Raw genomic sequence first — 21,700 nt, forward strand, 5'->3', positions numbered from 1 at the left:
TTGATGTCAGAGTTTCTTGTAATCGTTGAGTCGCCTGCAAAGGCAAAAACGATCGAGCGTTATCTTGGGAAAAAATATAAAGTAAGAGCATCTATGGGTCATGTTCGAGATTTACCAAAAAGCCAAATGGGTGTTTATAAAGAAAATAATTTCGAACCAAAATATATAACGATCCGAGGAAAGGGCCCTGTTTTAAAAGAATTAAAGACAGCAGCCAAAAAAGCAAAAAAAATCTATCTAGCAGCCGACCCGGATCGTGAAGGGGAGGCAATCGCATGGCATTTAGCCCATAGCCTAAATATGGATGTAACATCAGATTGCCGTGTAGTTTTTAATGAAATTACAAAAGATGCCATTAAAGAATCATTTAAGCATCCTAGACCGATTAATATGGACCTAGTTGATGCTCAGCAAGCGAGAAGAGTTCTTGATCGACTTGTTGGTTACAATATAAGTCCTTTATTATGGAAGAAAGTTAAGAAGGGTTTAAGTGCTGGGAGAGTTCAGTCTGTTGCTGTTCGATTAATCATTGACAGGGAAAAAGAAATTAAAGCATTTATTCCTGAAGAGTATTGGTCCATTGAAGGTGACTTTCTTAAGGGAAGGGAAAGCTTTGAAGCTAACTTTTACGGGGTTGGGAATGATAAGCTTGAATTACATTCTAAGGAAGAAGTTGAGCGTGTCCTTAGCAAGATGGAAGGAAATGAATTCCAAGTAACATCTGTCACTAAAAAAGAGAGAAAACGAAACCCGGCAGCACCGTTTACTACTTCATCCTTACAGCAGGAAGCCGCACGAAAATTAAATTTCCGTGCGAAGAAAACGATGATGCTGGCACAGCAGCTATATGAAGGGATTGACCTTGGTAAAGAAGGAACGGTTGGTTTGATTACTTATATGCGAACAGATTCTACCCGTGTATCTGAAATTGCTCAAGCTGAGGCATCCCAATTTATTAAACAATCATACGGAACAGAGTTTTTGTCAACGGAAAAGAAGAAGGAAAAGAAAAAGTCAAATACTCAGGATGCCCATGAGGCAATCCGTCCAACTAGTATATTGAAAGAGCCGAATAGTTTAAAAGAATATTTATCAAGGGATCAGCTAAGGCTCTATCGGCTAATATGGGAACGTTTTGTTGCAAGCCAAATGTCTGCTGCAATAATGGATACAATGAGTGTTGATCTAAAAAATGAAGATGTACTTTTTAGAGCGACAGGTTCAAAAGTAAAGTTTCCTGGATTCATGAAGGTATATGTAGAAGGAACAGATGATACATCTGAAGAAAAGGACAAAATGCTCCCTGATCTCAAAGAAGGGGATATTGTGTTAAAGAAAGACATTGAGCCGAAGCAGCATTATACTCAGCCGCCACCTAGATACACTGAGGCGAGGCTTGTAAAGACGTTAGAAGAGCTTGGAATAGGGCGCCCATCTACATTTGCTCCAACATTGGATACAATCCAAAAGCGCGGTTATGTTGCGTTGGATAATAAAAGGTTCATTCCTACAGAACTAGGGGAAATCGTATTAGAATTAATTCTGGAGTTTTTCCCGGACATACTTGATGTTGAGTTTACAGCAAAAATGGAAAAGGATCTTGACCATATTGAAGAAGGAAAAGTCAATTGGGTTCAGATTATCGATGATTTTTACGGGGATTTCGAGAAGCATTTACAAAAAGCAGAAAAAGAAATGCAGGAAGTGGAAATAAAGGATGAACCAGCTGGCGAGGATTGTGAACAGTGTGGAAATCCAATGGTATTTAAAATGGGCAGATACGGAAAGTTTATGGCATGCAGTAATTTTCCAGATTGCCGAAATACGAAAGCCATTGTTAAAGAAGTTGGAGTAACGTGTCCTAGCTGTAAAGAAGGTAATATAATAGAAAGAAAAAGTAAGAAACGCCGAATTTTTTATGGTTGTGATCGATTCCCTGAATGTGATTTTATTTCTTGGGACAAACCTTTGCCGCGCAGCTGTCCAAAATGTGAGAATCTCTTAGTGGAGAAGAAGCTGAAAAAGGGTGTTCAAGTGCAATGCGTAGAATGTGATTACAAGGAAGAGAAGCAAGGATAAAGGTGGGCCAAAAGGCTCACTTTTTTTCTGTTGTGCATCCTTGAATGAAAAAACAGCTTATTGCCGTACATTTAAAACTTTATTATTTTACTAACGTAGTATATAATGCAAGATGGTTTGAAATTTGGGAAAGTTAAGATTGAAGTTTCATTTACATAGTTGGAGGTTCATATTAAATGAAGGAAACAGTTAATGTCATAGGTGCTGGTTTGGCTGGAAGCGAAGCTGCGTGGCAAATTGCTAATCGCGGAATTCAAGTTCGTTTATACGAAATGAGACCAGTAAGACAAACACCGGCTCACCATACTGATAAATTTGCAGAACTTGTATGCAGTAATTCATTAAGAGCAAATACGCTAACAAATGCAGTTGGCGTTTTGAAAGAAGAAATGAGAAATTTGGACTCCGTCATTATTGCATCTGCTGATGCCTGTGCTGTTCCAGCCGGTGGTGCTTTAGCAGTTGATAGACACGAGTTTGCTGCATTGGTGACAGAGAAAGTTAAGAATCATCCGAATGTAACGGTCATAAATGAAGAAGTATCAGAAATTCCAGATGGCCCTACTGTTATTGCAACAGGCCCGCTTACGAGTGAAGCACTTTCCACAAAGCTTAAAGAATTATCAGGTGAAGAATATTTATATTTCTATGATGCAGCAGCACCAATCATTGAAAAAGAATCAATTAATTTGGATAAGGTTTATTTGAAGTCCCGCTATGATAAAGGGGAAGCAGCTTACTTAAATTGTCCAATGACAGAGGAAGAGTTCAATACATTCTACGAAGCATTAATTTCTGCTGAAACTGTTCCTTTAAAAGAATTTGAAAAAGAAATCTTTTTTGAAGGATGTATGCCAATTGAAGTAATGGCTGGTAGAGGAAAGAAAACTATGCTTTTTGGACCAATGAAACCAGTTGGTTTAGAAGATCCGAAAACAGGGAAAAGACCGTTTGCAGTCGTCCAGCTTCGTCAGGATGATGCAGCAGGAACGTTATTTAATATTGTTGGGTTCCAGACTCATTTAAAATGGGGTCCGCAAAAAGAAGTGATTCAATTAATTCCAGGGCTAGAAAATGCAGAGATCGTTCGTTACGGCGTAATGCACCGTAATACCTTTATTAATTCACCTAAAGTGCTCCGTCCTACCTATCAATTTATCAATCGGGATGATTTATTTTTTGCAGGGCAAATGACGGGTGTGGAAGGATATGTTGAATCTGCAGCAAGCGGCTTAGTTGCTGGAATAAATGCTGCCCGTCTAGTAAAAGGCGAGGAGCTTCTTGAATTTCCACATGAAACTACGATAGGCAGTATGGCTAGATACATTACTTCAGCAAATGAAAAAAACTTTCAGCCAATGAATGCAAACTTTGGATTGCTGCCAGATCTTCCTGTGAAAATTAGAGGCAAAAAAGAAAGAAATGAACAGCATGCAACAAGGGCGTTAGAAACAATTCAGAACTTTGCGAAAAATAAGGAGATTTAATTGCAAGGGTTTCTAAAATGTGATACGATTTAGAAGCCCTTGTGAGGTGATTGAATGGATCCAAATGTGAACATTTCGTTAACTTTGTTTATTGAATATTTACAAATCGAGAAAAATTATTCACAATATACTATTGAACATTATCACCATGACATCAGTGAATTCTTTATGTTCATGACTGAACAATCAATTAGCAGTATTGATGATGTTAAGTATTTAGATGTTCGTATTTACTTGACAAAGTTATATGAAGAGAAGCTTGCCAGAAAGAGCGTTGCGAGGAAGATCTCATGCCTTCGCAGTTTCTTTAAGTTTTTGGTTAGAGAGAGACTTGTACAAGATAACCCATTTGCACTTGCATTTATTCCAAAGGCAGAAAAAAAGCTTCCGGAATTTTTTTATGAAGAGGAAATGGAGGCTTTATTTCGTGCTTGTGAAACCGAAACTATTTTAGGGCAACGAAATAAAGCGTTACTTGAACTGCTCTATGCAACTGGTATGCGTGTAAGTGAATGCAGTCAGATTCGCATGAAGGATCTCGATATGTATCTCTCGACAGTACTGGTACATGGAAAAGGGAACAAACAACGTTATATTCCGTTTGGAAGCTTTGCACATGATGCACTCCAGTATTACATAAACAACGGCCGCGAAAGCCTGCTTTCAAAACGAGATACTCCTAATGATTATTTATTCTTAAATTTTCGGGGAGGTCAGTTAACATCTCGAGGAATAAGATTAATCCTTGATAAACTGATTGAACAATCTACCTTAACGGGTAAAATACATCCACATATGCTTAGACATACGTTCGCTACTCATTTGCTTGCGAACGGAGCTGATATGAGAACAGTTCAGGAATTACTAGGTCATGCTTTTTTGTCATCGACTCAGGTGTATACACATGTTTCGAATGAATATTTAAGAAAAACATATATTACCCATCATCCTAGAGCCTAAATATTAGTTCTTTGTTTAGGCGAGGTATTGGATTGGCTAGTAAGAGGACAATGGATAATAAGTAAAAGGAGGATTAATCATGTCTCAATTCCACGCGACGACTATTTTCGCTGTGCAGCACAATGGAAATTGTGCGATGGCTGGAGATGGTCAAGTAACTTTTGGAAATGCGGTTGTGATGAAACACACTGCGAGAAAGGTTCGAAAGCTGTTTAATGGAAAGGTAATTGCTGGATTTGCAGGCTCGGTTGCTGATGCATTTACATTATTTGAAATGTTTGAAGGTAAACTCGAGGAATATAATGGGAATTTACAGCGTGCCGCAGTTGAGCTTGCAAAGCAATGGAGAAGCGACAAAGTTTTACGAAAGTTGGAAGCAATGCTTATTGTGATGAATGCTGAAAACCTGCTACTTATTTCTGGTACAGGGGAGGTCATTGAACCAGATGATGGCGTTTTAGCAATCGGATCTGGTGGGAATTATGCATTGGCTGCAGGAAGATCCTTAAAGCGTTATGCTGGAGATCATTTATCTGCTAAAGAAATTGCCAGAGCATCACTTGAGATGGCGGCTGAAATATGCGTATATACAAATACCAATATCATTGTGGAAGAACTTTAAGGGAAGGTGTGTGCGATCAATGGTTAAAGGAACGAACTTAACGCCCCGCCAAATTGTTGAAAAGCTTGATCAATTTATTATTGGACAAAAGGATGCGAAGAAGGCAGTTGCTGTCGCATTAAGGAACAGATACCGCCGTGGTTTGCTGGATGATCAAATACGTGATGAAATTAGTCCGAAAAATATTTTAATGATTGGACCTACAGGTGTCGGTAAAACTGAAATTGCTCGTCGAATGGCAAAGTTAGTTGGCGCCCCTTTCATTAAGGTGGAAGCGACAAAATTTACTGAAGTAGGCTACGTAGGTAGAGATGTTGAATCGATGGTAAGAGACCTCGTTGAAACATCGGTGCGTTTAGTCAAAGAAGAAAAAATGGCAAGTGTAAAGGAACGTGCAGAAGAAAGTGCCAATCGCATTATCGTTGACTTGCTCGTACCTTCCAGCAAAAAATCCGTTAACTACAAGAATCCGCTTGAAATGTTATTTGGCGGTGGAAACGTTCAATCTGAGCCAGACACTCACACGTCGGATGATCTAGATCTTCAAGGAAAACGCAAGGTAGTGAAAGAAAAGCTTGCACTAGGGGAGCTGGAAAATGAAGTTATAACTGTTGAGCTAGAGGAACAGCAGCCATCTATGTTCGACATGCTTCAAGGTTCTGGGATGGAACAAATGGGAATGAGCATGCAGGATGCGCTAGGCAGCATGATGCCTAAACGCAGGAAAAAAAGAAAGCTAACTGTAAGTGAAGCAAGAAAAGTTTTAACAAATGAAGAAGCACAAAAACTCATAGACATGGATGAAGTAACACAAGAGGCTGTTTTCCGCGCAGAACAATCTGGAATTATCTTTATCGATGAGATAGATAAGATTGCAAGCAAAAATAGTGGTGGATCAACTGCTGATGTATCTCGTGAGGGGGTACAGAGAGATATTTTACCTGTTGTTGAAGGTTCTACAGTTGTGACAAAGTACGGCTCTGTAAAAACGGACCATGTATTGTTTATGGCGGCTGGTGCCTTCCATATGGCAAAGCCATCTGATTTAATCCCTGAATTACAAGGTCGTTTTCCAATTCGTGTGGAGTTGACAAAGCTGACGGTCGATGATTTCTTCAATATTCTTGTTGAGCCTGATAATGCATTAATTAAACAATATGAAGCATTATTGGAAACTGAAGGTATACAAATTGAATTTTCTGACGATGCTATTCGTAGGATTGCTGAATTTGCCTTTGAAGTAAATCAAAATACGGATAATATTGGGGCGAGACGTCTGCATACGATTATGGAAAAGCTGCTGGAAGACTTATCATTTGAAGCACCAGAAATTACGCTGGAAAAAATCACAATTACTCCGCAATACGTGGAGGAGAAATTAGGAGCTATCTCAAGAAACAAAGATTTAAGCCAATTCATTTTATAGGTTTTGTTTTAAATTGTTTGTGAAAGGGTAGACAAATAAATATAAATAGGACTGTGTTTAGCATTTAGGAGGAAGAAAGAATGGATTTATTAACAAGAACTAGAAAAATTAATGCAATGTTACAAAGAGCAGCGGGTAAACCGGTAAACTTTAAAGAAATGGCTGAAATTTTAAGTGATGTAATTGAAGCGAATATCTATGTTGTAAGCAGAAGAGGTAAACTTTTAGGATATGCTGCGAACCAGCAAATTGAAAATGAACGAATGAAAAAAATGCTTGAGGATCGTCAATTTCCTGAAGAATATACAAATAGCCTTTTCAACATTCAGGAAACATCTTCAAACCTTGATGTAAATAGTGAATACACAGCATTTCCTATTGAAAATAAAGAACTATTCAGCAATGGTCTAACTACTATCGTTCCAATTATTGGCGGAGGAGACCGTCTTGGCACGCTAATTCTTGCAAGATTAAAGGAACAGTTCCATGATGATGATTTAATCTTAGCTGAATATGGAGCAACTGTAGTAGGAATGGAAATTCTTCGTGAAAAAGCTGAAGAAATTGAAGAAGAAGCAAGAAGTAAAGCGGTAGTTCAAATGGCTATTAGTTCACTTTCTTATAGCGAACTTGAAGCGATTGAACATATTTTTGAAGAATTAAACGGCAAAGAAGGTTTGTTAGTTGCTTCAAAGATCGCTGATCGCGTAGGAATTACAAGATCTGTTATTGTTAATGCCCTAAGAAAATTAGAAAGCGCTGGTGTTATTGAGTCGCGCTCTCTAGGTATGAAGGGTACTTACATTAAAGTGCTTAATGACAAATTTTTGTTTGAACTTGAAAAATTAAAGTCTAATTAATTTTGCATGCAATTGTGCAATAAATAAAAATACATTGAAAAACGCCAACTTTCGACAGTTGGCGTTTTTTTATTACAAGTCCATGACATTGCACACAGGAAGAAGTAGGAGGTATTACTCGCTACTAAAGAACTAACAGAAATTGAGAGAAGTAATTTTACTTATATAAAATCTGTTTGTACGGTTTTAATTGTTCGAAAAATCGTAATTATTTACAATGATTTCCTGTACCAGAATGCTTTTAAGCAAATTATAATGAAAATGGGTCGAATGTCCTGTTAAAAGTAATCTATTGCGCATAGACATATTATTTCATTTTCTTTACAATGTACTATAGGTCGACAAATAACGTGGATAATCATCAAAATAATACATTTACAATTAATATACTTACAATGAACTGAATAAAAATGAGGTGCGTATATGAAGTTGTTTTCTAATACGATAACATCCCTTGAAAAAGGGTTAAATTATTCTTCACTTAAACAAAAAGTAATCTCGCAAAATATCGCCAATGAAGCTACGCCTGGCTATAAAGCGAAGGATGTCAGTTTTAAAGAAACGTTGCAGACTGCTGTTAATCAAGGGATACCTGCTTATCGTACAGATAGCAGACATTATGAATTCAATATTAGCGAACCATCTACTAAAGGAATTGTAACAAGGAAGAACGTTTCTTTTAATGAGAATGGGAATAGCGTAGATATAGATAATGAAATGTCTGACTTAGCGACAAACCAAATCTATTATAACGCATTGACTGAAAGAATCAGCGGGAAGTTCTCCAGCTTACAAAATGTCATCAGGGGAGGAAAATAAAGATGTCGATTTTCCATAGTATGAATAATACTGCATCAGCGTTATCTGCGCAACGATTACGCATGGACGTGATCTCCTCTAATATGGCAAATGTTGATTCAACAAGAGCGAAATATGTAAATGGAGAATGGCAGCCATACAAACGCAAATCAGTTGTTCTTCAGCCTAAAGAAGGGCAATTTTCAAATTTTTTAAATGTAGCCATGAATAAAAGCAATGATGGTTCGGTTGGTAATGGTGTAAAAGCAACAAAGATCGTTGAAGATGAAACTCCATTTAAGCTTGTCTACAATCCAGAACACCCCGATGCTAATGAAGAAGGGTATGTAGAACTGCCCAATGTTGACCCTTTACGGGAAATGGTAGATTTAATTAGTGCCACAAGATCATATGAAGCGAATGTAACCGTTTTTAATGCATCTAAGGGCATGATGATGAAGGCACTTGAAATCGGCAAGTAAAGGAGATAAATAAATGATAAATATCGATTCAGTCACATCGGCATCTCACGTATTAAAACCTCAAAGTGAAAATAAGATCCAAACAAAATCACCTTCCGAAGTACAAGAAAGCTTCGCATCTGTATTAAAGGAATCTATTAATAAGGTGAATGAACTACAGATCCAATCTGACAAAGCAACGGAAAAGCTTGTTAATGGTGAGAATATTGATTTGCACCAAGTAATGATTGCTTCTCAAAAGGCAAGTATAACGATGTCAGCAACATTAGAGATTCGTAATAAAGTGATTGAAGCATACCAAGAGACAATGAGAATGCAAGTTTAATTGAAAAGCTTTAGTATAGTTCTTTGCTAAGTTATCAACTAGCTGAATGGGTTAAGAGCAATTATAGGTTTCTTGATTAAAACTGAAAACTAATAATTTGCGGTTATTAGAAAGCCTAATATGAGACAGAATAACCGGAGGATTAAAATGAAAGAATCGTTTCGAAAATATTTTGATAAAGTGAAAGAATATTTTAGCAGCCGAACCAAAAAGCAAAAAATAATGCTTTTTGGTTCCGCTCTTTTATTCATTGTATTAATCGCATTAATATCATTTTTTTCTACAAGAACAACACTTGTTCCGCTTTATAGCAATCTGTCTCCATCTGAAACAGGCACAATAAAAGAAAACCTGGACGGCAGGGGGATACAATCTGAAATCGCAGATGGCGGATCAACAATAAAAGTACCAGAAGAAGTTGTGGATACACTTAAAGTTGAATTAGCTGCCGAAGGGATCCCAAAATCGGGCAGCATTGATTACTCGTTTTTCAGCCAGAATGCTGGCATCGGTATGACGGAAAATGAATTTAACGTATTAAAGCTAGACGCCATGCAATCCGAATTAGCCAATTTGATGAAGGGAATTGATGGCGTTCAGGATGCGAAGGTGATGATTAATTTACCGGAGAAAGGTATTTTTGTCAGCGACCCTTCTGAAGCAGCCTCTGCGTCAATTGTATTAAACACCAAACCTGGCTATCAATTTGAAGAATCGCAAATTCAAGCCTTGTATCATTTAGTATCAAAGAGTATTCCAAATTTACCCACAGATAATATCGTCATAACTAATCAGAATTTTGAGTACTTTGATCTAAAAAATTCTGAAAATTCTTCACCTGGTTCTCAATTTGCTTCACAGCATGAAATTAAGAAGCAAATCGAGAAGGATGTTCAGCGGCAAGTGCAGAATATGCTTGGCACTATGATGGGCCCTGGCAATGTTGTTGTGTCTGTTTCAACAGATATTGATTTTACTCAGGAAAACAGAGAAGAGAATCTTGTGACTCCTGTGAACGAAGAAGACATGGCAGGTATTGCGATTAGTGCACATAAAATTACTGAAACCTTTACGGGCAATGGGGATGCTGCAGGAGGTATTCCTCAAGGAGAAGATCCAGGTGATGCTCTTGGTTCTAGTTATCTTGAAGGTAATGGAGCAAATGGGGATTACGAAAGAATTGAAGAAACTATTAATAATGAAGTAAATAAAATTCGTAAAGAAATAGTTGAAAGCCCTTATAAAGTAAGAGATTTAGGGATTCAAGTGATGGTTAACCCTCCTAAAAATGGGGAGCTACCACAGGAAAGAATTGATGATATTACGAAAATCCTTGGAACAATTGTACGGACAACGATTGATAAACAAGCAAATGATGGAGTACTTACGGAAGAGGAAATCAATGAAAAAGTAGTTGTCTCGGTTCAGCCTTTCAATGGAAAAGTTGAATTCCCAGATGAATCAAAACCGCTTCTGCCACTATGGGCATACATTGTAGGTGGAATTCTATTAGTGATTATTGCACTGCTTATCTTCCTATTTATTAGAGCGAAAAAGAAACGTGCCCGAGAGGAAGAAGTAAATGCTCTTCAAGAAGAATTATTACATGTACCTGACGTGAATGAAGAACATGAAACAGAAAGCACAATGAGAAAGAAACAGTTAGAGAAAATGGCTAAAGAAAAGCCGGAAGACTTCGCAAAACTGTTACGTACATGGATTGCTGAAGATTAGGGGGAATGAATAATGGCAAAAAGAGATCAAAAAGAATTAACTGGTAAGCAAAAAGCCGCCATCCTTTTAATTTCCCTTGGTCCTGAGGTAGCCTCTTCTGTTTATAAACACTTAAGTGAGGAAGAAATTGAAAAACTAACATTAGAGATTTCCGGCGTGCGCAAGGTTGAATCACAGGCCAAGGAAGAAATTCTTGAGGAGTTCCACAATATTGCTTTAGCACAGGATTACATTTCTCAAGGCGGGATTGGTTATGCAAAAACAGTACTTGAAAAGGCATTAGGAAATGAGCAAGCAGCAATTATTATTAATCGGTTGACCTCATCTTTACAAGTTAGACCATTTGATTTTGCAAGAAAAGCGGATCCAGGACAAATACTAAATTTTATTCAAAATGAGCATCCGCAAACAATCGCCTTAATCCTATCTTATTTAGATGCTGCGCAGGCGGGGCAGATTTTATCGGAGCTTCCACAGGAAATGCAGGCAGATATTGCTCGAAGAATTGCGGTGATGGACAGTACTTCACCAGAAATTATTAATGAAGTAGAACAAATACTTGAAAGAAAGCTTTCTGCAACTGTTACTCAGGATTACACACAAACTGGTGGAATTGAGGCTGTTGTGGATGTCCTTAATGGTGTTGACCGATCAACGGAACGTACAATTTTGGATGCGTTAGAGATTCAAGATCCAGAACTGGCTGAAGAAATTAAGAAGAGAATGTTTGTGTTTGAAGATATTGTTACACTTGATAATCGTGCAATTCAAAGAGTTATACGTGATTGTGAGAGCGAAGATTTAATGCTTTCACTTAAGGTTTCTAGTGATGAAGTGAAAGATATTATCTTTAAAAATATGTCAACGCGTATGGCAGAAACCTTTAAAGAGGAAATGGAATTCATGGGTCCTGTCAGACTTCGAGATGTTGAAGAGGCACAATCTCGAATCGTTGCGATTATCCGTCGACTAGAAGAAGCGGGAGAGATAGTCATTGCGCGTGGCGGAGGAGATGATATTATTGTCTAGGCTCATCAAAGGAACTGGGTGGGCTCCTCCCGTACAGACTGAAAAGAAAATTATTGCAATTAAGATTCTTGAAACATTGAATCAAAAAGAAGATTCAGATTTTACACCGATCGATACAGAAAAACAGAAACAGACGATGATAAATGAGGCAGAAATGCAGGCAGAATCAATTATCAGTCAAGCTCAACATAAAGCAGAAATGCTCCTTAAACAAATAGAAGTAGATAGACAAGCATTTGAAGTCGAGAGAGCAGAAATAGCAGAGCAGGCTCGCAATACTGGTTTTTCGCAAGGCTTAGAGGATGGGCGCCAACAAGGATATCATGAGTTTCATGAAAGAATTCAATCGGCAAAGGAAGTTGTAGAATCCTCAAAAAGGGATTACCGTATGCATGTAGATTCATCAGAGAGGACAATACTTGAGATTGGATTAAAAGTTGCCGGGAAAATTCTTGGGAAAACATTAAAAGAAAATGAAGAGGAATTTCTATCTATTGTAAAACGTGCATTAAAAGAAGCGAGAGATAATAAAGAAGTTCAGCTTCATGTGCACCCTGTTCAATATAATTTTCTTTTGGCAAATAAAGAAGAGATCATTGCATTGTTTCCAAAAGACATAGAATTTTATATTTATCCAAACGATGATTTATCTGAAACTAGCTGCTTAATAGAATCAGAAAACGGAAGAATTGACGCAAGTATTGATAGTCAGCTAGAAGAAATTAAGCAGAAGCTTATCGAATTGCTAGAGGGTGAATAAGGAATGGAACTCGCTGATTTAATTAATGAGATTGACCTATTAGATACATTTAAACGTTATGGGCGAGTGAAAAGGGTAGTCGGATTAATGATTGAATCCCAAGGACCAGAAAGTTCAATTGGGGATGTTTGTTATATTCATGTTGGACATAAACGGAAAAGAATTATCAAGGCCGAAGTTGTTGGGTTCAAGGATGAAGATGTCATTCTAATGCCTTATACATCAATTAATGATATTTCTCCTGGCAGCTTAGTTGAGGCTACTTCAAAACCATTAGAAATAAAGATTGGAGCTCAGTTAATTGGCTCAGTTCTTGATTCAGTGGGTCAGCCATTAGATGGTTCAGCATTGCCGAAAGGTCTTTCATCTGTTCCGACAGATCAGGATCCGCCAAATCCACTTAATAGACCGCCTATTTCTTCACCAATTGATGTTGGTGTACGGATGATTGATAGCCTGCTAACAATTGGAATTGGTCAGCGAGTTGGGATATTTGCCGGAAGCGGCGTTGGGAAAAGTACGTTGCTCGGAATGATAGCAAGGAATACGACGGCGGACTTAAATGTAATCGCGTTAATTGGTGAACGTGGAAGAGAAGTTCGGGAATTTATTGAAAAGGATCTTGGACCGGAGGGCTTAAGTCGATCGATCGTTATTGTTGCTACATCAGACCAGCCTGCATTAATGCGAATAAAAGGTGCATTTACAGCTACAGCAATAGCTGAGTATTTCCGTGATAAAGGCTTAAATGTCATGATGATGATGGACTCGGTTACAAGGGTGGCAATGGCTCAACGGGAAGTTGGACTGGCTATTGGTGAACCGCCTACCACCAAGGGGTACACACCTTCCGTATTTGCAATTCTTCCGAAGCTGTTGGAAAGAACCGGCACGAATGAAAAAGGCTCGATTACTGCCATTTATACAGTTTTAGTTGATGGTGATGATATGAATGAACCGATTGCAGATACAGTTCGTGGTATTTTAGACGGTCATTTTGTTCTTGATCGTGCTTTAGCAAACAAAGGGCAGTATCCTGCTGTCAATGTCCTTAAAAGTGTCAGCAGGGTTATGAATAATATTGTAGATGCGAATCATGTGAAATCTGCAGAAAAACTGCGGGAAGTATTAAGTACTTATATAAATTCCGAGGATTTAATTAATATTGGAGCATACAAGAAAGGCTCCTCAATGGATATTGATGAAGCAATAAGACTTTATCCGACGATCATTTCGTTCTTGAAACAGGCGACACATGAAAAGATCTCATTTCAGGAAAGTATTCAGCAATTATATAGTTTAGTAGGGAAAGGAGAGTAACTTTCGTGCAGTACCAATATAAATTCGCAAAAATTCTTTCTATTAAAGAAAGAGAAAAAGATGAAGCCTTTAATGTGTATAATCAGGCTGTGAAAAAATTTGAAGAGGCTGCAGAAAAGTTATACGGTCTACTAAAGAAAAAAGAAGACCTTGAAAGCTTTCAATCCGAAAGGCTTGTAAATGGTATACATGTTCAGGAAATGAGACATCATCAGCATTTTATTTATAATCTTGAAAAAACAATCAACCATTATCAGCAAATTGTTATTAATGCGAGAAACCATATGAATTTTTATCAAGAAAAGCTGATGGAAAAGAATATGGAAGTAAAGAAGTATGAAAAGATTAAAGAAAAAGATTTTACCAATTTTACTGAAAATATTAAACAGCTAGAAGGCAAACAAATGGATGATATCTCGATCCAGCAATATATGAGTCGGGGAAGTTAGGTGGTAGCGTGGACAAAGTTGCAGAAGAATTAGAGTCGAAAAAAACATCAAGGTTCCAAAGCTTCATATTTGTTGTCCTTATTCCGCTGTTATTTACCATAACGGTCGCCCTAATTGTGATGACTATTCTTGGTTACAATGTTTTTGAATTAACGAAGGAATACGGGCAAAAAATTCCATTTATTTCATCTGCTCTATCGGATGATGCTTCCAACTCAGCGAAAGATGTTGAAACAAAGATGATCGAGCTTGAGGCGGAAATAAAAGACCGTGAAGCTAAAATTGCAAATCTAGAAACGGAATTAGAGAGCAAGGATCAGGAAATTTCAAGAGCAAAACTTGAAAAGGAGCAGCTAGAGTCGGAAATTGAAGAGCTGACCGCAATGAAAGAAGATAATAAAAGAGCTTTCAAGGATATTGTCAAAACTTACGAGACCATTTCAGCAAAAAAGGCAGCACCTATCCTTTCACAAATGAGTGAGACGGAAGCATTAGAAATATTAACGAATCTTAAGTCGGATACACTTGCGGAAATTATGGAAAAAATGGAACCAGAGGATGCAGCAAGATATACGGAGCTTTTAACAGCTAATATCGAAGAAAGCGAATAGGTTATCTATTCATCGAAGGGAGGTGAAAAAGTGGAAATAGCAAGCTTAGGGACAATCAATTCTCTCGTGCAGTCAAGTGGAGGAAAAGCAGCTACTGGAGGGAAAAGCTCTAATGGGTTTTCAATGGTTTTTGCTAATATGATGGCAGGCTCTACACAGTCTTCTGATAGTCAGCAAGCTAATGAGCAAGCAAACGAACTTACAGGTGAAGAACTGGCTGGACTTGTTCAGTTTTTGCAAATAAAAGATATTCTTGACCTTGACAATGGAAGCGATCTATTAGGGAAAACAATGCTTCAAAGTGATAATGATGTAGTTTCTCTTATCCAAGAGCAATTAAATATGTCTGGAGAAGAGCTTTTGCAGCTGTTAACTAAACTTTATAATCAATTAACTTCTGCTGATGAAAACATACCTGCTGAGAATCTATTAAGTAAAGCCGAGGGAGAGTCTTCTGAAGAAAATGTAAATGATGTAATTATATCACTATTACAAGCGATCTCATCCCTGCAAATACAAAATGTAAATCTCGTGCCAGATAAAGAATTTGGTCAAGGGATGAAGGCTGTGAAGTTGTTTGATCTGATAGCAGCCCAAAAAGACTCATTTGGAAATGAAACTAGATTAAAAGATTTAATAAAAAGTATAAATGATAAGTTAGAATTAAAATTAAATGCCCAAGCACCAGCAGCAAGGGAAGAGTATTTACAAAAAACATTTAATAATCTTGTTCAAGAAATGAACAGCAAAAATTCTGTGCTATCTGGTACTGAGGTCAGTGCTGAGAATATGACAAAAGTCTTAACGAAAACGGATAGTGTTCATCCAGGATTTCTTCAATTCCAACAGCTTTCAAAGCCTGAACAATTAACGCTGATGACGAATGCACAAAGACCAGTATCTGCAGAGCAGCTAATTGAACAGTTTGAATCAATTCTCTCAAGAAGTAAATTTATGAATACTGGTGGTACACAGAGGCTATTCATTAAATTGAATCCTGAGCATTTAGGTGCACTCAGAGTCGAATTAATTCAAAAAGATTCGATGATAATAGCAAGAATCTTAACATCTACCTCTGTTGCAAAGGATATGATGGAATCGCAGCTAAATGGTTTAAAGCATGCCTTTAGTTCTCAAAACATTCAAATTGAAAGAGTAGAAATCTCTCAACAGTTTACAGGACAGGAACGAACATTTAACCGTGAACAACAGCAGCAACAGGAAAGACAGCAGCCAAGGGAAGAACAAAAGGAACAGCATTCAAATGGTGATTTTACAAACTCATTTGAAGAAGCACTTCTTAATACGGAAGCGTAGGTGTGATTGGAAATGACGAATACAATAGATTCTTCGCTGCTGCTATCAGACTATCAGCAAAAGCAGCGAAAAACAGGTTCGGACATACTAGGAAAAGATGACTTTCTTAAAATATTAATGGTTCAGCTCCAAAATCAAGACCCAACGAACCCAATGCAGGATAAAGACTTCATTGCCCAAATGGCAACCTTCTCTACATTGGAGCAAATTACCAATATGGGAAAGACGATGGAGAACTTTGTCAAAGTTCAAGAACAGAGCCAAATTATTGCCTATAACCAATTTGTCGGTAAAGATGTTACATGGCATAAGCTGACTCCATCCAAGGAGCAAGGCAAAGAACCTGTGATTGAAGAAGGAACAGGTAGAGTAGCTTCTGTGCAATTTAAGGATAATAGCGTTATTTTTATTCTCGATGATGGAACAAAATTAGAGCCTGCAAATATTTCACAAATCAATGAAACATCAAAGGAAAATGCGATGGTTCAAGCAAGTATGATGATTGGCAAGACAGTGACCTTCCTAGGTGAAGATAAGGAAGAAAAATCTGCAAAGGTTCAATCTGTATCATTCAAAGAAGGAAAAACAATTTTTCAATTAGAGGATGGAACAACGATTACATCTTCACAGATAACAAAAATTGAATAGTACAAGGAAGTGATTGGATGAATAAAATGATGTTTCATCCGATTCAATCAAAGGCCGTTAGTAGACCCAAAGCAACATCGGTCAATCATACACTTCAATCGAACAATAAATTTTCTGTCCATTTCCAACATGCATTACAGTCTGACAATAAGCTTACTGTAAGCAAGCATGCACAAGAGCGACTTCTTCAAAGAGGGATACATATAAATGAAGCGCGCTGGAATCAAATTGAAGAAAAAGTTCAAGAAGCAAAAAACAAGGGTGTAAAGGAGTCGCTTGTATTGCTAAAGGACGCGGCATTAATTGTCAGTGCAAAAAACAATACGGTGATTACGGCAATGGATCGGGAAGAAGCCCGAACACAAATTTTTACCAATATAAATGGCACGATACTTTTAGATCAATAAAAGATGGCTGGACCTGAAAAAGGAAGCCATGGCTTGTGGAATGATTGAAGCAAGCCGTATATGAGAGGAGTAAATAATACATGCTACGTTCAATGTACTCAGGGATAAGCGGAATGAAAAACTTCCAAACAAAGCTAGATGTAATTGGTAATAATATCGCTAACGTTAATACTTACGGCTTTAAAAAAGGTCGTGTTACATTCAAAGATACAATGAACCAAATGGTTGCGGGTGCTAGTGCGGCAACAGACAATCGCGGTGGGACTAATCCGATGCAAATTGGGCTTGGTTCAGCATTAGCAACGATTGATACTATCCATACTGGTTCTAGTTTACAATCTACTGGTCGTGCACTTGATTTAGGAATTGATGGAGATGGATATTTTGTAGTTAAACAAGGTGATCAGGTTTTATATACTAGAGCAGGAAATTTTTATGTTGACGATAATGGAACTCTTGTTAATTCAGATGGTCTTAAAGTACAAGCATATAAATCAGGGGTACTAGAAGATATTGTAGTTAATGTGAATGCTACATTACCTGCACTAGCAACTAATGAAATTAAATTAAATGGTAGTTTGCCAGATCCGTCAACGTTAAAACCTGGTGCAGGCAGTGATGTTCAACAGATGAAGATTGTTGATGAAAAAGGTGTTGAACATACTCTAGACTATCAATATGTTGTAGATGCAGCTGGGACTGGCTGGGAAGTTAAGATTACAAATCAAAAATCTACAGCTGATCCAAAAGCGAGTATATCAGTTCCATTAGCATATGATGCAACAAATAAAACATATACTGCACCTGCTGATATAGATTTAGCAACACTCGAGTTAACGGATGCAGGCACTGCTAAAATTAATGTTGATAAACTTAAACAAGAAGGAGATTCAATCACAGCACAAGCTAATCCTAATGGGAATTTATCAGGAAAATTAGAAAGTTTTAATATTGGTCCTACTGGTGAAGTAAATGGAGTGTATTCAAATGGCCAGATTAGAAGCCTTGGAACAGTTGCACTGGCAAAATTCAGTAACACTTCAGGACTTCTAAAGGCAGGGAATAACTTATTCCAAGAAACGATTAACTCAGGTACTGCAAACATTAATGTTCCCGGTAGTGGCAGAGGATCAATTGCAGCGGGCTCGCTAGAAATGTCCAATGTCGATCTTTCCGAAGAATTCACTGAAATGATCGTAACTCAACGTGGGTTCCAAGCCAACACACGTATCATCACAACATCTGATGAAATCCTGCAAGAGTTAGTAAACTTAAAACGATAGGCTAAGGGAGGGATAGGGTTAAAGGTGTTGATCCTTTAACCCTAAATATAACATTGATTAAGGTAACGCGTTTAAACGGGAAAGCATTTGTATTAAATGCTGTTTTTATCGAAGTAATTGAGTCTTTTCCTGATACGACGATTACGCTAACGAATGGGCGGAAATATGTCGTGAAGGAATCAGAGGAAGCAGTAGTGAAGCTAGTAAAAGATTTCTATCAATCTGTAAGCCTTCTAGGGCATCAGCATGTGGGGGAAGATGAAGATGAAGAATAATAAGCTTGTAATGATTATGATAATTATGCTTGTTGCTATTACCCTAGTTGGTGCTGTTGCAGTTATTGTTGTCAAGCAGCTTAATAATGATGGTTCAGGACCAAAAGAACCTTCGATTGATGAAGTTTTGGAAGCATCTGTTGATGTTCCGCAACTAACAACAAATTTAGCAAGCAATGATTTTATTCGTATTTCTTTCAAGATTCAAACCGATAACAAAAAGGCAAAAGAAGAGTTAGAGAAAAGAGATTTTCAAGTAAAGGATATTATTATCCAAGAGCTTTCTGAAATGACTGCTGAAGATATCCAAGGTAAAGAAGGTCAGACAAAGTTGAAAGAGGTATTAAAAGGGAAAATAAACGGCCTCATGCAAAAGGGCAAGGTAGAAGAGGTCTATATCACCGAATCTCTCCTCCCATAGCCAATAGTACTGATATGAGTGCAAGCTTTTTTCTGATATGCTGTTGCATGACGTTACGAATTGCACAAGTTAATGAACGGCACAGCATTAGTGAAATGAGTCATAGTTTTTTACTGGAGGTGAGGGAACGTGTCTGGGGAAGTTTTATCACAAAATGAAATAGATGCCCTGTTGTCTGCACTATCTACTGGTGAGATGGATGCAGACGAATTGAAGAAAGAACAAACAGAGAAGAAAGTAAAAGTTTATGATTTCAAACGAGCGCTAAGATTTTCAAAAGATCAAATTAGAAGTTTAACAAGGATTCATGATAATTTTGCTCGGCTTTTGACGACATTCTTTTCAGCTCAATTAAGAACGTACGTCCAAATTACGGTTGCATCGGCCGACCAAATTCCTTATGAAGAGTTTATTCGTTCTATTCCCAAAATGACCATATTAAACGTGTTTGAAGTACCGCCTTTAGATGGAAGGATTCTAATGGAAGTCAATCCGAACATCGCGTATGCATTGATGGATCGAATGATGGGAGGAAAAGGAACGAGCGTTAATAATGTTGAGAATTTAACGGAAATTGAAACGAAAATTATGTCTAATACGTTTGAACGAGCATTCGAAAACTATCTGGAAGCTTGGAGTACGATCGTTGAAATGGAACCGCAGTTGGCGGATTTCGAAGTAAATCCTCAATTCCTATCAATGGTTTCACCGAATGAGACGGTTGTAGTTATCTCACTAAACACAACAATTGGCGAAACAAGCGGGATGATGAATATTTGTATACCGCATGTTGTACTTGAACCGATTATTCCTAAGCTGTCTGCCCATTATTATATGCAGACAGATAAAAAGGATCGCGTACCTGAAGAAATAGAAAGATTAGAAAAACATATTCAAAGTGCAGAAGTTTCAGTTGTCAGTGAGCTGGGCAATTCAGAAATAAGCATTCAAGACTTCTTAATGCTGGATATTGGGGATGTTATTGAGCTGAACAAGCAAATTGAACAACCGCTCATTATTAAAGTAGGAGATATTCCGAAATTTATTGGACAACCAGGAAAAGTAAATAAAAAACTAGCCATTCAAGTATTGGATATAGTGAAAGGGGGAGACGACAATGATGAGCGGTGATATGCTTTCACAAGATGAAATCGATGCTCTATTACGTGGTGGAGATGATGAGGACACGGAAGAAATAATGGATGATTCCTTTGAAGTTGAAGATTATCTTTCTAGTATTGAGGAAGATGCTCTAGGAGAAATCGGAAATATTTCATTCGGCAGCTCAGCTACAGCACTATCTACCTTATTAAATCAAAAAGTGGATATTACAACGCCGACAGTTACTGTCATCTCACAAAAAAAATTACAAGAGGAATTCCCTCATCCTTATGTTGCTATTCAAGTTAGTTATACAGAAGGGTTTTATGGAAGTAATTTATTAGTTATTAAACAAGAGGACGCAGCAATAATTGCTGATTTAATGCTAGGTGGGGATGGACGAAATCCATCTGATTTGATGGGCGAAATACAGCTAAGTGCAGTTCAGGAAGCAATGAACCAAATGATGGGGTCAGCTGCAACTTCGATGTCTACAATTTTTAGTAAGAAGGTAGATATTTCACCACCGATGATTGATGTGTTAGATGTTCAAGAAGGTTCAGGAACCGATAAAATACCTGATGAAGATATACTGGCAAAAATATCTTTTCGATTGAAAATTGGTGACTTAATAGATTCAAATATTATGCAGCTATTACCTCTTCATTTTGCAAAAGGTTTAGTTGAAGAATTGCTAAATCCTGGTGGTGCAGAATCCGCTGATTCCAGCGTAATGGATGATGTTAACACACCTGCATACACGCAGCCAGCACAGCCGGATCTTTCTTTCGATAAACAGCCAGCTGGACAGGATTATGGATTCAACCAGTCACAACACATGCAGAATGAACCTGTTTATCAGCAGGGTGGCTACCAACAGCAGCCAATGCATGGTTATCAGCAAGTACCGTATGGGTATCAGCAAGCAGGTCAGCCAAGTGGACCACAGCATTTTGGTTCAGCTTTCCCGGAAGCACCAAAAGCGAACGTGCAGCCAGCCGTATTTTCAAACTTTGAGCCTATTCATCTACAAGAATCAGAATCAAAGAATTTAAATATGCTGCTCGATATTCCACTGCAAGTAACAGTGGAGCTTGGCAGAACAAAACGATCTGTAAAGGAAATTCTTGAGCTTTCAGCTGGTTCTATAATTGAACTTGATAAACTCGCAGGTGAACCGGTTGATATTCTTGTAAATAACCGTCTAATTGCCCAAGGTGAGGTTGTAGTTATTGATGAAAACTTTGGAGTAAGGGTTACGGATATTATTAGTCAAAGTGATCGATTAAAAAAACTTAGATAATGC

23 protein-coding genes are annotated in these 21,700 nt (G+C 37.7%); all 23 read left to right on the plus strand.

The annotated features are described in order from the left end of the window. Positions 1-3: 3 nt before the first annotated feature. The 23 genes from topA (at position 4) to fliY (ending at position 21,697) form a co-directional block, all read left to right on the plus strand. Positions 4-2,079: a type I DNA topoisomerase gene (topA, locus tag ASU02_RS09545; RefSeq protein ID WP_057763197.1), complete on the plus strand. Its 2,076-nt coding sequence runs from the start codon at positions 4-6 to the stop codon at positions 2,077-2,079. Positions 2,080-2,255: 176 nt separating this feature from the next. Then, a complete protein-coding gene (trmFO, locus tag ASU02_RS09550) occupies positions 2,256-3,566 on the plus strand; it encodes an FADH(2)-oxidizing methylenetetrahydrofolate--tRNA-(uracil(54)-C(5))-methyltransferase TrmFO (protein ID WP_057763198.1) in 1,311 nt (436 codons plus the stop codon). A 54-nt stretch (positions 3,567-3,620) separates the two neighbouring features. Then, the gene (xerC, locus tag ASU02_RS09555) at positions 3,621-4,526 is read left to right on the plus strand and encodes a tyrosine recombinase XerC (RefSeq protein WP_057763199.1); all 906 of its coding nucleotides are present in this window, start codon (positions 3,621-3,623) and stop codon (positions 4,524-4,526) included. 79 nt (positions 4,527-4,605) lie between these two features. Continuing rightward, positions 4,606-5,148, plus strand: coding sequence for an ATP-dependent protease subunit HslV (gene hslV, locus ASU02_RS09560; protein WP_057763200.1), 543 nt, complete (start codon positions 4,606-4,608; stop codon positions 5,146-5,148). Positions 5,149-5,167: 19 nt separating this feature from the next. Continuing rightward, the gene (gene hslU, locus ASU02_RS09565) at positions 5,168-6,574 is read left to right on the plus strand and encodes an HslU--HslV peptidase ATPase subunit (protein ID WP_057763201.1); all 1,407 of its coding nucleotides are present in this window, start codon (positions 5,168-5,170) and stop codon (positions 6,572-6,574) included. An 80-nt stretch (positions 6,575-6,654) separates the two neighbouring features. Then, positions 6,655-7,434: a GTP-sensing pleiotropic transcriptional regulator CodY gene (codY, locus tag ASU02_RS09570; RefSeq protein ID WP_057763202.1), complete on the plus strand. Its 780-nt coding sequence runs from the start codon at positions 6,655-6,657 to the stop codon at positions 7,432-7,434. Between the two features lie 423 nt (positions 7,435-7,857). Beyond that, on the plus strand, positions 7,858-8,253 hold the full coding sequence (gene flgB / locus ASU02_RS09575; protein ID WP_057763203.1) for a flagellar basal body rod protein FlgB: 396 nt from the start codon (positions 7,858-7,860) through the stop codon (positions 8,251-8,253). Positions 8,254-8,255: 2 nt separating this feature from the next. Continuing rightward, positions 8,256-8,714 carry a flagellar basal body rod protein FlgC gene (gene flgC / locus ASU02_RS09580; RefSeq protein ID WP_057763204.1) on the plus strand — a complete coding sequence of 153 codons (459 nt, stop codon included), beginning with the start codon at positions 8,256-8,258 and terminating at the stop codon, positions 8,712-8,714. Between the two features lie 13 nt (positions 8,715-8,727). After that, positions 8,728-9,039, plus strand: a complete 312-nt coding sequence (fliE, locus tag ASU02_RS09585; protein ID WP_082631753.1) for a flagellar hook-basal body complex protein FliE — start codon at positions 8,728-8,730, stop codon at positions 9,037-9,039. 147 nt (positions 9,040-9,186) lie between these two features. Further along, positions 9,187-10,773 (plus strand): flagellar basal-body MS-ring/collar protein FliF, encoded by a 1,587-nt coding sequence (fliF, locus tag ASU02_RS09590; RefSeq protein WP_057763205.1) that lies wholly within the window; start codon positions 9,187-9,189, stop codon positions 10,771-10,773. 12 nt (positions 10,774-10,785) lie between these two features. Further along, the gene (gene fliG, locus ASU02_RS09595; protein ID WP_057763206.1) at positions 10,786-11,802 is read left to right on the plus strand and encodes a flagellar motor switch protein FliG; all 1,017 of its coding nucleotides are present in this window, start codon (positions 10,786-10,788) and stop codon (positions 11,800-11,802) included. After that, positions 11,786-12,562: a flagellar assembly protein FliH gene (fliH, locus tag ASU02_RS09600; protein ID WP_057763207.1), complete on the plus strand. Its 777-nt coding sequence runs from the start codon at positions 11,786-11,788 to the stop codon at positions 12,560-12,562. Before fliG ends, fliH begins: the two co-directional genes overlap by 17 nt. A gap of 3 nt (positions 12,563-12,565) precedes the next feature. Next, positions 12,566-13,882: a flagellar protein export ATPase FliI gene (gene fliI, locus ASU02_RS09605; protein ID WP_057763208.1), complete on the plus strand. Its 1,317-nt coding sequence runs from the start codon at positions 12,566-12,568 to the stop codon at positions 13,880-13,882. 5 nt (positions 13,883-13,887) lie between these two features. Beyond that, a complete protein-coding gene (fliJ, locus tag ASU02_RS09610) occupies positions 13,888-14,331 on the plus strand; it encodes a flagellar export protein FliJ (RefSeq protein ID WP_057763209.1) in 444 nt (147 codons plus the stop codon). Between the two features lie 8 nt (positions 14,332-14,339). Then, a complete protein-coding gene (locus ASU02_RS09615; protein WP_057763210.1) occupies positions 14,340-14,942 on the plus strand; it encodes a MotE family protein in 603 nt (200 codons plus the stop codon). Between the two features lie 30 nt (positions 14,943-14,972). Then, positions 14,973-16,259 (plus strand): flagellar hook-length control protein FliK, encoded by a 1,287-nt coding sequence (locus ASU02_RS09620; RefSeq protein WP_057763211.1) that lies wholly within the window; start codon positions 14,973-14,975, stop codon positions 16,257-16,259. 12 nt (positions 16,260-16,271) lie between these two features. Then, on the plus strand, positions 16,272-16,907 hold the full coding sequence (gene flgD, locus ASU02_RS09625) for a flagellar hook assembly protein FlgD (protein WP_057763212.1): 636 nt from the start codon (positions 16,272-16,274) through the stop codon (positions 16,905-16,907). Positions 16,908-16,924: 17 nt separating this feature from the next. Continuing rightward, a complete protein-coding gene (locus tag ASU02_RS09630; protein ID WP_057763213.1) occupies positions 16,925-17,314 on the plus strand; it encodes a TIGR02530 family flagellar biosynthesis protein in 390 nt (129 codons plus the stop codon). A gap of 80 nt (positions 17,315-17,394) precedes the next feature. After that, positions 17,395-18,597 (plus strand): flagellar hook protein FlgE, encoded by a 1,203-nt coding sequence (locus ASU02_RS09635; RefSeq protein ID WP_057763214.1) that lies wholly within the window; start codon positions 17,395-17,397, stop codon positions 18,595-18,597. A 53-nt stretch (positions 18,598-18,650) separates the two neighbouring features. Beyond that, a complete protein-coding gene (locus ASU02_RS09640) occupies positions 18,651-18,872 on the plus strand; it encodes a flagellar FlbD family protein (protein WP_057763215.1) in 222 nt (73 codons plus the stop codon). Then, positions 18,862-19,293, plus strand: a complete 432-nt coding sequence (gene fliL, locus ASU02_RS09645) for a flagellar basal body-associated protein FliL (RefSeq protein WP_057763216.1) — start codon at positions 18,862-18,864, stop codon at positions 19,291-19,293. The genes ASU02_RS09640 and fliL overlap by 11 nt, the downstream gene beginning before the upstream one ends. Before the next feature lie 129 nt (positions 19,294-19,422). Then, positions 19,423-20,424 (plus strand): flagellar motor switch protein FliM, encoded by a 1,002-nt coding sequence (gene fliM, locus ASU02_RS09650; RefSeq protein ID WP_057763217.1) that lies wholly within the window; start codon positions 19,423-19,425, stop codon positions 20,422-20,424. Further along, entirely contained in the window at positions 20,411-21,697 is a 1,287-nt protein-coding gene (fliY, locus tag ASU02_RS09655; RefSeq protein WP_057763218.1) for a flagellar motor switch phosphatase FliY, read from the plus strand. The genes fliM and fliY overlap by 14 nt, the downstream gene beginning before the upstream one ends. Positions 21,698-21,700: the final 3 nt, after the last annotated feature.

Origin of the sequence: Cytobacillus praedii (assembly GCF_001439605.1) — a bacterium.
Lineage (GTDB): Bacteria > Bacillota > Bacilli > Bacillales > Cytobacillaceae > Cytobacillus > Cytobacillus praedii.